At 35.8% G+C, this 13,595-nt stretch carries 11 protein-coding genes; 10 read left to right on the top strand and 1 reads right to left on the bottom strand.

Annotated elements, in window-relative coordinates; all coding sequences use genetic code 11:
- Positions 1-143: 143 nt before the first annotated feature.
- The 9 genes from FNW52_RS07870 (at position 144) to FNW52_RS07830 (ending at position 10,473) form a co-directional block, all read left to right on the top strand.
- The gene (locus tag FNW52_RS07870) at positions 144-2,078 is read left to right on the top strand and encodes a hypothetical protein (protein ID WP_143376906.1); all 1,935 of its coding nucleotides are present in this window, start codon (positions 144-146) and stop codon (positions 2,076-2,078) included.
- 11 nt (positions 2,079-2,089) lie between these two features.
- On the top strand, positions 2,090-3,139 hold the full coding sequence (locus FNW52_RS07865; RefSeq protein ID WP_143376905.1) for a ferritin-like protein: 1,050 nt from the start codon (positions 2,090-2,092) through the stop codon (positions 3,137-3,139).
- Positions 3,140-3,330: 191 nt separating this feature from the next.
- On the top strand, positions 3,331-3,762 hold the full coding sequence (locus FNW52_RS07860) for a VOC family protein (RefSeq protein WP_143376904.1): 432 nt from the start codon (positions 3,331-3,333) through the stop codon (positions 3,760-3,762).
- A gap of 171 nt (positions 3,763-3,933) precedes the next feature.
- Entirely contained in the window at positions 3,934-4,797 is an 864-nt protein-coding gene (locus FNW52_RS07855; protein WP_143376903.1) for an EboA domain-containing protein, read from the top strand.
- 3 nt (positions 4,798-4,800) lie between these two features.
- Positions 4,801-5,709, top strand: coding sequence for a TatD family hydrolase (locus FNW52_RS07850; protein ID WP_143376902.1), 909 nt, complete (start codon positions 4,801-4,803; stop codon positions 5,707-5,709).
- The gene (gene eboC, locus FNW52_RS07845) at positions 5,710-6,606 is read left to right on the top strand and encodes a UbiA-like protein EboC (protein WP_143376901.1); all 897 of its coding nucleotides are present in this window, start codon (positions 5,710-5,712) and stop codon (positions 6,604-6,606) included. It begins immediately after the preceding gene.
- Between the two features lie 47 nt (positions 6,607-6,653).
- The gene (locus FNW52_RS07840) at positions 6,654-7,826 is read left to right on the top strand and encodes a 3-dehydroquinate synthase (RefSeq protein WP_143376900.1); all 1,173 of its coding nucleotides are present in this window, start codon (positions 6,654-6,656) and stop codon (positions 7,824-7,826) included.
- Entirely contained in the window at positions 7,820-9,094 is a 1,275-nt protein-coding gene (eboE, locus tag FNW52_RS07835; protein WP_185965936.1) for a metabolite traffic protein EboE, read from the top strand. Before FNW52_RS07840 ends, eboE begins: the two co-directional genes overlap by 7 nt.
- Positions 9,067-10,473 carry an alkaline phosphatase family protein gene (locus FNW52_RS07830; protein ID WP_143376899.1) on the top strand — a complete coding sequence of 469 codons (1,407 nt, stop codon included), beginning with the start codon at positions 9,067-9,069 and terminating at the stop codon, positions 10,471-10,473. Before eboE ends, FNW52_RS07830 begins: the two co-directional genes overlap by 28 nt.
- Before the next feature lie 206 nt (positions 10,474-10,679).
- On the opposite strand, the gene FNW52_RS07825 is transcribed toward FNW52_RS07830, so the two are convergent.
- The gene (locus FNW52_RS07825) at positions 10,680-11,372 is read right to left on the bottom strand and encodes a prolyl oligopeptidase family serine peptidase (protein ID WP_143376898.1); all 693 of its coding nucleotides are present in this window, start codon (positions 11,370-11,372) and stop codon (positions 10,680-10,682) included.
- A gap of 391 nt (positions 11,373-11,763) precedes the next feature.
- Between FNW52_RS07825 and FNW52_RS07820 the strand changes: the two genes are divergently transcribed.
- Positions 11,764-13,527, top strand: coding sequence for an Ig-like domain-containing protein (locus FNW52_RS07820; protein WP_143376897.1), 1,764 nt, complete (start codon positions 11,764-11,766; stop codon positions 13,525-13,527).
- Positions 13,528-13,595 lie beyond the last annotated feature (68 nt).

Genomic DNA, 13,595 nt, shown 5'->3' with positions numbered 1-13,595 from the left:
TGATAAAAACAGGTATTTATACTTGCTTTTTCAACTATTAAAAAAATTAGATTTGGTTTATACAAGTATCGAAAACAATTCGAATTCTGTACATCAGTTTTATACGATAACTATTGAACTAATTATAAACCAAAAATAGAACTATGTCATATTTAAACACTCCACGACTTACTTTTTCAGGACAGTTCCAAGCCGATCCATCGACTGTAAATAATGATCCTACACATTTTAACAACGACACATTTCAATCAGAATATCAAAATTACCAGACAGCAGATGCGCCAAACGGTTGGTGGAATCCAGATGGTACGGGTAACTGGCGATTTATTGGTTGTAAAATAACTAGTGTGACCTATCTGGATGGAACAAGTACAGACAATCCGCTATTAGATCCAATTATAGGGATGTCAATAATGGATACCGATAGTCGCACAGCGGCCAAAATTGTGGACTTAGATAGTCAACAACAAATGGTATCCGAACTTTGGGGACTCATCGTAAGGATAGTAAGTAATGAAGGAAATACACTTCTGAAAGGAGAATATGAGGTAGCGGCATTCAGTAATATCTGGTTCTCGAGATCGATAGATAAGACTCGTGATTCGGCTGCGGCGGCTACATACCAGTCAATTATAAAGAATATTAATTGGAACTTTGGAATATCGAATTCACGATATTTAAATGAATTAAAAACCACCAGTTCTGACCAGTTGTCAATACAGTTTACTCTAGACAGATATAATGGCAATAATACCTCACCTCAATTTACATTAGGTAGAATTGCAGGTTCAATAGGGCCGGCTTTAGCAAATGAACCTAAGCATTTTGTTTTGGGTAGACAATTATTTCCATCAGGGAATGTTACAAATTGTAATTATGCCACAGCATTGGTTGATGAAAAATTGAAACAAGTAGTACTTGATTTTGGAAATGCTTTACAATTTAAAACAGGAGGTTTGGTAAATGAAACCAGAGATCTGCATCTGGTTATCAATACGAGTAGCCCTACTTCGCCAAGTTATGTAGCTATTGGAAAAATAAAGTATTCGGATCTTAATTGGTATATGGGGACATCTGGGATTTGTACTTTTACACTCAATGACGAACAATTGAGTCTTGTGAGTCAATATCCTCTAGGTATAACACAAAGCTCAAGTGCAACTATTGATGTATTTACTTTACCAACGGATACTATTACTTTTGTTTATAATGAATGTTCCGAGTATGTATGTGCGGATAAGTTTGTATTCAGACTTAATCCAGACCAAGAGATGCCTGAACCATTTGTTGTTAATTTTTATGCAACCTCATTAGGACAACCTTTGCCAAATGCAACAATTGCGTTATTTCAAACAGGTATTAACGACAATGGTTATCCTCCGAGTATTCCAAATCCACCCACTACTCCTGATCAAATTCTGTTGTTACCCCCATATTCATTCTCAAATTTAGCTCCAAGTCCAATTAATGGCTCTCCGACAACTGCATTGGATATTTCATCTGACCAAAGTAGCCCTACTACTACCGCTACAACAGATGACAATGGTTTTGTTTCAATTACGATACCCTATAATGACCCAGGGTTTGTGCGCGAATTTCAATATTATGCATTAAATAGCGATCAAACGGAATATCAGTTAACTAATTATGATCCGTCACAGTTTATGGATGGGCAATATTATAGTGTTAATTATTGCTTAGATAGTCAAATAACAAATTTTCCAAATAACATAAATCCATCTAATTCTTTAAGTGTTCTAGTTTTTAATGGACCTAAAACACTTTCGGAAATTGAACCTGATTGGGAAAACTTCATCAAGCCCATCATGAAGCAATATGCCAATTTGTATCCACTAATGTCAAAAGGAATTTTTAATCTAGCTGACAAGAAGGTGTTTAAAGATAACGCTCAAATATTAAAATTGGTCTTTGGTAAAGACCCTTATGATCCCAATTATATGCCAGCGACTAGAGACCTGTCAGCCTATAAAAGAACCGTTATTTTGAACTACCTACAAGATATTATTGACCAACAAGAGGAAATTGTAGAAGAAAATATAGCAAATAAAAGCATCTAAAAATTTTAATTATGATATTACTTAATACAATAAAAATAGAAACTCTTGCAGATCTTAAAAATGCGCTACAAACAGCAATTGAATTAGAACATGCAACAATTCCACCTTATTTAACGGCAAATTTCACCCTTTTTAATACGGGAAATGATCAAATATCGAATCTAATAGGTTCAGTAGTTGGAGAAGAAATGCTTCACTTATCTATTGCCTGCAATATTTTGAACGCCATTGAAGGAAATCCAGTGTTGAACAAACCTGGTTTTATTCCAACCTATCCAGGAGTGTTACCCGGAGGTGTAGAATATGGATTAAAAGTACCATTGCAAAAATTCTCTTTGGAGCTTGTATATGATGTTTTTATGACTATAGAAGAGCCAGAAAATCCAATTGAGATTAAAAATCTCATGGTAAGTCCTGATGTGTTGACCATTGGAGAATTTTATGCCAATATAAAGGATATGATCAGTTCGCTTGAAGCCGATGCACAAGCCATTGGTAAAACAATATTTACTGGAAATCCAAAAAATCAGATGACTTTTGAAAAATTTTACCCATCCTCATTATTGTTTCCCATTATAGACGAAGAAACTGCTTTAAGAGGTATAGATATTATTATTGATCAAGGCGAAGGGACAACAACCGATCCATTTGTTACTCCTATTGATGATGCCGATACTACAGAACTGGCGCACTATTATCGTTTTGAGGAAATTTATAAAGGTAAAACGATACAAAAAGATCCTTCTGGTGGATATGTGTATGGTGAACCCCTGATTCCTTTTTATCCGGAATTAGTTCCTAATATGTGGCCAAATCCTAAGATGAATGATTATCCTAAGGATTCGCAGGCTTACATTAATAGCAAGTTTTTTAATTACAACTACACTTCGTTACTAAATAGTTTACATCTAACTTTTAATGGGGAACCTAATCAAATTAATGCGGCAATGGGAATAATGTTTTCTTTAAGATTGTATGCGCTTAAACTACTGGCCATTCCAGATCCAAATAACCCAGGTTATGTGGCTGGGCCTAGTTTTGAATATATAGCTGGGGAATAATTTATAGAAACTGTCATTAAGAAATTTTCTTCCTGTAAAATGAAAATAGTTTCCTGACAACCAAAATTTAAATATTTTTCGGAAAAATAAAACAGTTAAAAACAATATGAAATCGCCATGATAGAAGCTGTCGCAAATACCAATGAAGATCTGGCGATACCATATTCCAACAAAAACAATATTATCTACATATGAAATTCAAGTCAAAGGGAATTGTTGTTAAATTATCGGTGAGTGATGTACTCAAATCCAAGAAATTCTATGAAGAAATTCTTGGATTTAAAACGGATGACAAATACACACTGAATTCGGGTGGAAATTACGGAATGGAGTCTTTTATACAATTGTATTTGGATTCAAAAAGTAAAATTGGATTTATGCTGGGGTTATACAAAGACATTGATGCACCTTTTGATCCATTGCCTCAAACTGGAACAGCACCTACTTTTATTGTGGATGATATCGAAGCAACCTTGGATTATTTCAAAAAGGAGAAAGTAGTAATTGATGAAATAGAGGGTGAGATCATTATTTCGAATACTTCTGATCAAGGATACACAGATCGGTTTTTCTTTTTTAGAGATCCAGACAACAATTCTTTAGTCATTAGACAGGATATGTAGAACAGTTGGTATAGATACTCGAAAAGGCGAATGCAAATAATGAGCATTATAAAGAGGCCTATGATTCTAATATACTAGACAAACTACAAGTATTTATATTGTGTAATACACTCCTATTAAACAGTCTAAATACTTGTAGTTTGTTGTGTGTTTAATTCTAAATTCAAAAAAATGTTAGAAACATCAATTAAAACAAATTCAAAGGAAATATTACATGCGATAATTCAGAGTAAACTTTCTAGTTCTGAATTAAATTGGTTCGAAAGTGTTATCACGTTTGAAAATGACGCACTGTTTTTTCAAGCTTTTGGATTGATTTCTAGATGCATTACGTCAACTACTCCAGAGTTGACAATACAAGAAAAAATAGCACTCGAACAATTATATCCTAGTTTTTTTAAGAGTAGTTGGGATATGCAACAACTGTGTCGCAGTTTGTTAATGGTTTATATTCCGATGCATCAAAACACAGAAGTATTAAAAAGATTAGCTGAAATGGCAGATATAAAAGAGCTTGTCTGTTTGTATAAAGGATTGTTTTTTTTAGAGAATGCTAAGGATTTTGTTTCTTTAGTTCAAGAAGGAATTAGAACCAATATGGTGGCTGTTTTTGATGCTATTGCAGTAGCAAACCCTTTTGCTGCAAAATATTTGCCAACTGATGCTTGGAATCAGTTGGTTCTAAAAGCGGTTTTTATGGGGCGTCCACTTTACCAAATTATCGATTTAGATTTGCGTAAAAACGAAAAATTAGCCTTAACAATACACGATTATATTCACGAACGTTGGTCAGCTGGAAGATTAGTATCTCCCGAAATTTGGAGATTAGTCGTTGGCTTTGTAAATCAAGAAATAGCAGCTGATTTATTAAGTGTCATACATTCAGGAGATACTTTAACAAAACAAGCAGCTGCAAAAGCCTTAAAAGAGAGTTTATTTTATGATCAAAATAAAATTCAGAAGGAAGCAATACTAAATAGTGAAGCTTCATGGAAGGAAATAGGAGAACAACATTATTCACAATTAAATTTTTAGTTTATGTATTATATAGATCCACACATTCACATGGTTTCTAGAACCACTGACGATTATCAAGCCATGCGTGCCGCAGGAATACTGGCTGTTATTGAGCCTGCTTTTTGGCTAGGACAAGCCCGAACAGAAGCCTCCTCTTTCAAAGACTATTTCAGTACCCTAGTGGGTTGGGAAAGGTTTAGAGCATCACAATTCGGGATTAAGCATTACTGTACGATAGGTTTAAATTCAAAAGAAGCAAACAATGAAGCTTTGGCAGAAAAGGTAATGGAGTTATTGCCTCTGTTTGCCGCAAAAGAAGGAGTTGTTGCTATTGGTGAAATTGGGTACGATGATCAGACTCCTGCAGAAGATAAGTATTTTAGATTGCAGATCGAACTGGCATTGAAATTAAAATTACCGGTGATGGTTCATACACCTCACAGAGATAAAAAAAATGGAACCATTAGAAGTATGGATGTGTTAGAAGAACACGGGATTGCTCCTCACATGGTAGTGATAGACCACAACAACGAAGAAACAGCTAAACACGTTTTGGATAGAGGATACTGGGCAGCTTTTACGATTTATCCTAATACCAAAATGGGGAATGAGCGAATGGTTGAAGTAGTAAAACAATACGGATCGGAACGCATCATTGTAGATAGTTCTGCCGATTGGGGCGTTAGCGATCCTTTATCTGTCCCTAAAACGGCAGCTTTAATGCTCGAAAGGGGCATAGCTAAAGAAGATGTTCATTTGACATGTTATAAAAATGCATTAACCGCTTACTCTCAAAGCGGGCAAATAAACGAAGCGGATTGGAAAAATGAGATGACAATAACACAAGATTCACTGTTTGAAGGAAGCAGTATCCTCAGAGGACAAGAAGCTCAAGAAATTGTGTATCCTAATATTATTATCGAAAACTAAATGCCTCCAAAACTATTTTATTTACTTACTTTATTACGACCCGCTAATGTCGTTACTGCGGTGTCAGATATTATTGCGGGTGTTGCCCTATCAGGAATCTTAATTTTCAATAATTTAAGTACTGATTTTATACTTGATTTAGTATTACTCATACTCTCCACCATTGGTTTATATGGTGGAGGAATTGTGTTTAATGATATTTTTGATCTGGAATCGGACACTTTAAACCGTCCAGAAAGAATACTCCCTCGTGGTTTAGTTAGTAAAAAAGAAGCCCTTTTGCTAGGATGCATGATGTTGTTAATGGGTGTTGGAACTGCTTTTGTAGTATCCCTACTTAGTGGGATTTTGGCACTTATTATTAGTCTGTTGGCACTTAGTTATGACAAAATAAGCAAACATTATCCTGTTGTTGGCCCAATAAACATGGGACTATGTCGGGGAGGTAATTTGCTTTTAGGAATGAGTATTAGCAATGATGCTGTTTCTAATTATTGGTACATTGGTATTATCCCTATTATTTTTATTGCAGCCATCACGCTTACTGCCAAAAAAGAAGCGTTCGGCAATAACAAATCTGCCATACTTGTTGCTTTGGTTTTAGATGCCATTGTAGTAGCCTTGTTTTTTTACATAGGAGACCTAATTGGGTTTAGATTTTGGGTTTTATTACCCTTTATGCTTTTTTGGTATGGCATTAATTTTTTTGCGAAATACAAAGCTTTTATCTATAACCAGCCTTTATACATTCAAAAGGCTGTGAAAACAGGAGTATTGTCGCTAATTCCGCTTAATGCAAGTTATGTGGCAGGCTCGGCAGGATTGTTTTATGCCTTGCCCGTTCTCGCTTTATTACCATTATCTATTTTATTGTCCAAAAAATTTGCCGTCACTTGATTAGTAAAGGTTTATTTTGAAACATTTACTTACACCTCACAAAAAAAATGAAACACCAACACATACTTCAACAAAATTTTCAAGTCTCATTTAATTATGACATCATTTTTAGTCGTTCAATATTTGATGTTAGCAATTCATCACTTATTGATGTAATAAAAAAAGAATCTTTTTTTCAGCAACCCAAAATAGCAATTGTAATTGATAAAGGAGTTGTTGAAACTGCAAACCAGTTGGTTGCAAAGATTATCGACTATTTTAAATACCATCAATTTCTGCTTACCGAAACTAGTTTTCTTGTAGTAGAAGGAGGTGAAGTTGTTAAAAATAATCCTGCTGCTATCGAATCCGTTTTACAATTAATCAACAACAACAAAATAGACAGGCATTCGTTTCTTATAGCCATTGGTGGAGGAGCAGTGCTTGATGCTGTGGGTTATGCTGCAGCTATAGCTCATCGAGGGGTACGCCTAATTCGGATACCTACTACGGTTTTATCTCAAAATGATTCGGGTGTTGGGGTAAAAAATAGTATGAATTATTTTGGAAAAAAAAATTTCCTAGGGACATTTGCTCCTCCCTATGCTGTACTCAACGATTCTGATTTCCTAAAAACACTGAGTCAACGCAATTGGAGGTCAGGTATTTCTGAAGCCATAAAAGTAGCGCTTATTAAAGAGGCAGCCTTTTTTGATTGGATAGAAAATAACACTCAAGTACTCAACAATAGAGATACTCTGGCTATGGAAGAGTTAATTATTCGTTGTGCGGCCTTGCATACCCATCATATTTCTAAAGAGGGGGATCCTTTCGAGAAAGGTTCATCTCGTCCGCTAGATTTTGGACATTGGGCTGCACATAAATTAGAGCAACTCACTAACTATGAAATTACTCATGGAGAGGCAGTGGCAATTGGTATAGCGCTAGATGTTACGTACTCTTTTTTAGTACAAAAAATTGATGAACATAGTTTAAATCGAATCTTGAACTGTTTTATAGCATTGGGCTTTTCTATTACTCACCCAATTCTTACAACACATTTAGAAGAAGTTTTAAAAGGGCTAGATGAATTTAGAGAACATTTGGGTGGACAACTTACCATCATGTTGTTAAGTGAGATTGGCAAAGGGGAAGAAGTACATTCACTCAACAACACTCAAATAGCCGATTCAATTGGATATCTTACTTCGTTTCATTATTCAAATACTGTACTATGTTAATTAGTCAAAACGGTCATTTGAGTTATTGTACAAACATTCACGCAGGCGAATCATGGGAAGCTGTTTTTAAAAGTATCGTTTCCTATTGTGTTCCTATCAAAAAAAAGGTATCTCCTTATGAGTCTTTTGGTATTGGCTTACGTCTTTCGTACCAAGCTGCCACCGAATTATTACTTGATGGTAATCTCTTGATGTTTAAAGTTTGGTTACTGCAAAATGAAATGTATGTATTTACTATAAATGGGTTTCCGTATGGAAATTTTCATAATGAAGGGGTAAAGGATAAAGTCCATTTGCCTGACTGGACGAGCATCGAGAGGTTAAATTATACCCAGTTGCTTTTTACAATCTTATGCGAACTTTTGCCATCTGGCATAGAAGGTGGTATTTCAACCTCTCCGCTTTCGTATAAACATTGGCACACAACAGCCGATGAGGTAATTCAAGTCAAACAGGCGGCAACAAAACAGCTCGTAGAGGTGGTTACGCAGTTGGTGAAAACGTATGAGTCTAGGGGTAAAAAAATGCATTTAAATATTGAGCCAGAACCCGATGGAGTGATTGAGAATAGCGACGAATATATTGCTTTTTTTGAAGAGTATTTGCTCCAAGAGGGTGCTTCTTTGCTGGCTTCTAATCTTGCGTGTAGTTATTTGCAGGCACAAGAGTACATGCGTACCCATATACAACTTTGTTATGACGTTTGTCATTTTGCGGTTGGTTTTGAAAAAAGTGAAGATGTTTTGCAAAAAATGGATGACCACGGACTTAAAATCGGAAAATTACAAATTAGTGCAGCACTTAAATGCATGGTTTCTGATACTAGCTCGATTGCCGAATTACAACAATGCTTACGTGTTTTTGACGAGCCTACTTATTTGCATCAAGCAGTAATAAAAACTATTGGGGGGGAGTTACTTAAATTTAATGATTTAGAAAAAGGAATAGACGCTATGAATCGTGTTGATTTTATGGAGCTTCGCACACATTTTCATGTTCCAATATTTATTGAAGATTACCAATTATTACAGTCCACCCAAAATGATATTATTAGTATTTTGAAAAGTTGGTGTAAAAATGAGTTTACCCAACATTTAGAAATAGAAACCTATACATGGCAGGTTTTGCCGTCGCATTTGCAAACTGATTTAACCGAATCTATCGAAAGAGAATTAGAATGGGTTATAAATACGATCGCCAATGAAATAAATACTTTAAAGAGCATAAAAACACCAAAACAATGCAACAAACAGCCGTTATTAATGTAGTAGGACTCACAACTACTTTACTCCAAAATCCAGATTTATTTTTGCACCAATGGCTGAAAAAAAATGGACATTTAAGTATTATAGAGCCCGTACTTCCAGCGCTTACTTGTTCTGCTCAAACTACTTATTTAACAGGCAAGTGGCCATCTGAACACGGCATTGTAGGTAACGGTTGGTATGATAGAGCAGATGCCGAAGTAAAAATGTGGAAACAGTCAAACCAACTCATACAATCTCCAAGAATATGGGATTTGGCAAAAAATATTGATCCAAATTTTACCTGCGCCAATTTATTTTGGTGGTATAATATGTATTCGGATGCCGATTTTACGGTTACTCCTCGTCCACAATATTGGGCTGATGGACAAAAAAAGCCAGACTCTTATTCAAAACCAGCCGATTTGCGGAATCGCTTACAAGATAAACTGGGTGTGTTTCCACTCTTTGATTTTTGGGGGCCTAAAACCACCATCCGCTCTAGTCAATGGATCGCCGAAGCATCAAAACTGGTTTATAAATGGCACAATCCCACGCTTACCTTAATTTATTTGCCACATTTAGATTATTGCTGTCAAAAATTTGAGCCTGATTCACCAAAAATTGTTGCAGCAGTAAAAGCTATCGATGAAGTCTGTAAAGATTTAATTGAATTTTTTGAAAGCAAAGGAGTGCAACCCATTGTTTTATCTGAATATGGTATTACTAAGGTAACTAACCCGATACATATCAATAGGTTCCTGCGTACCCAAGGCTATTTACAAATCAGAGAAGAACGTGGGTTAGAATTATTAGATACTGGCGAGTGCAAAGCCTTTGCACTAGCAGATCATCAAATAGCTCATCTATATGTAAAAGACAAAAACGACCTTCTCGAACTCAAAAAAGTACTCGAAAAAATACCTGGAGTAGCAAAGGTATTGGATGATGAAGGAAAAAAAGAATACCGTCTCAATCACGAACGTTCAGGGGATCTTATCCTTGTGGCAGAACAAGATAGTTGGTTTACCTATTATTATTGGTTGGATGACAGCAAAGCGCCTGATTTTGCTCGCACGGTAGAAATTCATAAAAAAACTGGTTATGACCCTGTAGAACTATTTTTAGATCCTAAAAAGAAATTCATTTTGCCGCGAATTATTTTTAAATTAATTAGAAAAAAATTAGGATTCCGTACACTTATGAATGTTATTCCATTAGATGCCTCACTGGTCAATGGCTCTCATGGATGTATTCCGAAAAGTGATGGAGATAAACCCATATTTATGAGTAAAGTAGCTGTAGCAGATAAAATAGAAAGCAGCTCCGTATGCCAACATATATTGAATACTGTTTTTAAAAATCACAAAAAGAAAAGTCGGTTAAAGGAGAACTGGCTCTAAAAAGAGAGTTGCTATTTGGAGGGTACTGAAAAAGTCTTTAAAGAATTAGATTTCATTAAAAGAGTAGAAAAATAAGATTTTCTACTCTTTTTTATCGTGAAAATGAAGTGCTTAAGCAAAATTCGAATTTTCCTTAATCGCCTTAAAATGTCTAATTATTAAAAAGAGATACTTTTTCAGTGCCCTCCAAAATAGGTTGCCTTTTTTTATGGAATAAATTTAAACTGACTCAGCATCCAGTCGTAGATTTTATCTTCTCTAAAATAACGTTCGACACTACCATGATTGCCGCCTTTAACGATGGTAAAGATTAGGTTAGCATCGGGATTGCAGGTCTGGATCGCTTTGACCATTTTTTTGGATTCCGAAATCGGGACGATGTAATCTTTGTTTCCGTGTATGACCCATAACGGAACCGTTGCGAGGTTGTAAGCATCTTTGGGGTTTCCGCCTCCGCAAATAGCCACTGCTGCTGTGATTTTATCGGGATATTTACCAGCAAAATCAAAAGTACCATAGCCTCCTAAACTCATTCCGCATACATAGACCCTCGATAAATCGGTATTGTAATTGCTTTGCACATATTCCAAAAGTTTTAAGAGTTTGTCGGGATTCCAAGCGCCCGAAGCTACTTGTGGAGCAATCACGATGGCGGGGATTTCTTTTCCTCTTTCGATGGCTCGGATTATACCGTAGCGTTTTACTCGATTCAAATTGGTACCCGAGAGACTTTTTCCGTGTAAAAATAGGATGATTGGTGCTTTTTTATCCAATACCTCTTGATTGGGTAGATTGATCCAGAAAGGATAGTCGGTCTGATCTGTGATGGCTTTTAGTTGTGCTTGTGCTGTCGGAATGGCGCAAAGAATAAATAGGTAAAGTAGAATGTGAAATCGCATTAATTTGGGGTTGTTGTTTTGATATGGGATCGCAAATTAAGTTTTTATGATCAATGCTACCAGCTTTTTTGGAGTTTAATTCTTGTTTGATGGTTTTAAGTTAATGTGGTTGTGTTTTTTATTTACCCTTTCCAAAAAGAATTACTCGAACTAATTTGAAATAAATAATTGGTATTAATTACACTCCTCAAAATAATTCAATTATAGGGGATGACTTTTTTTTTGACTAAAAGGATTAATATTAGAAATGCTCGTGCTATGCTAAATACCTGATTGTTAATATTTTATTTTAAAAGCGTGAATAATATAACTCTTAGTAAAAATTGTATAATGTTTCGGAGGCATAACAAAGCCATCTTTGTCTTATGAAATAATTCTTAAAAAAAATAAAATGAAAGCTAAAATTTTACTATTCACTTTTGCAATATTATGTATTGCATTAATTTCTGGTTGCGAAAAAGATGATTTCGAAGAAGTCGTTGGAGTTTGTCCTATAGTGGAGTCGACGACTCCTTTGGGTAATGCATTAGATGTTCCGTTGGGACAAATCATTACTGCTACATTCAATGAAGAAATGGATCCAAGTTCGATTACTTCAACCTCATTTACAGTAGTAGGAGTTGCACCAATTGCTGGAACGGTCACTTACTCTGATAAAACGGCATCGTTTACTCCAACACTTCCGCTAGAAGAAAACACTACTTATACTGCTAGAATTACCACAAAAGCCAAAGATTTAATGGGGAATGTTTTGCAAGCTGATTATGTGTGGGCATTTTCTACAGGTACGTTTTTGAGACCTGTAGTAATCACAACAGACCCTATTAATAATGCCATTGCTGTGAAGTTTGATAAAACAATTTCGGCAACATTTAATATGGTTATGAATCCATTAACCTTAAATAGCACAACTTTTAAAGTAAGTCAAGGAGCTAATGCTGTAGCGGGAGTAATTACCTATTCAGGGTCAACGGTATCTTTTGTCCCAACAAATCCTTTAGCGGCTAATAAAGTCTATACTGTTACCATAACCAATGGCGCTAAAAATTCATTGAATACTGCAATGGCAGTAGATTATATATGGGTTTTTACTACGGATGCTATACCAACAGTGACTGCAACAGATCCTGTTAATAACGCTATTGATGTGGCCTTAAATCAAACTGTAACAGCTAATTTTAGTACTATAATGGATGCTTCTACAATCAATGCGACCACATTTACTTTGAAACAGGGCTTAACAACAATTCCAGGTACGGTTTCTTATACAGGTACTACGGCTTCTTTTAATCCAACAAATTCACTTATAATAGGAACTGTTTATACAGCTACAATTACAAATGGGGCTAAAAATGTAGCCGGAACACAGTTAGATAGCAACTATGTTTGGAATTTTACTACTATACTGGATCCTGCAGCAGTTGTGATAATTGATCTTGGTACTGCATCTGTATTTGGAGCTTTTGGCGGTAACGCTGGAATAACAAATCAAGGATTGAACACAGTAATCAATAATGGAAGTATAGGCACAACCGCTGCTTCAACTTTGATTACAGGATTTCATGATGGGGTTGCGATTTATACCGAGACACCTCTAAATGTTGGAAATGTGACCGGTGATATATTTGCGGCGCCACCAGCTCCTGGGACAGCTACTTCATTTGCAATTGCACAACAAGGATTGCTTGATGCAAATGCAGCGTATTTAAGTATTTCGCCTGCATCAAAACCTGGTGGTTCTGATCCGAATGCCGGTGAATTAGGAGGATTAACATTAGCTCCTGGGGTTTATAAATCAGCAAGTGGTACTTTTAAAATTAGTAATGGTGATCTTACGCTTGACGCACAAGGTGACCCAAATGCGACTTGGATTTTTCAAACTGCTGCTGGTCTTACTGTTGGAATTTCCGGGCCTACAGGTGCGAAAAGTGTAATAATGAAAAACGGAGGATTGGCTAAAAACGTCTTCTGGTATGTAGGTAGTGCTGCAACTATTAATGGCGCTGGTGGTGGAACGATGGTTGGAACTATTATTGCTAATTCAGGTGTTTCATTTTCTACTCCAGGAAATGCAAATCAAACCGTACTCAACGGAAGAGCGATATCTTTAATCTCGTCTGTGACCATGGTAAATACAACCATTAATGTCCCATAAAACAACAACACTAAATAGTATATCCCGTTTTAGAACGGGATTTATCTCAATAAAAATTTAACAACAAA

The sequence above is a fragment of the Flavobacterium sp. ZT3R18 genome (genome assembly GCF_007097385.1).
Classification (GTDB): Bacteria; Bacteroidota; Bacteroidia; order Flavobacteriales; family Flavobacteriaceae; genus Flavobacterium.
The sequence above is the reverse complement of the archived record's forward strand: the minus strand, read 5'-3'. Positions and strand labels throughout refer to the sequence as shown.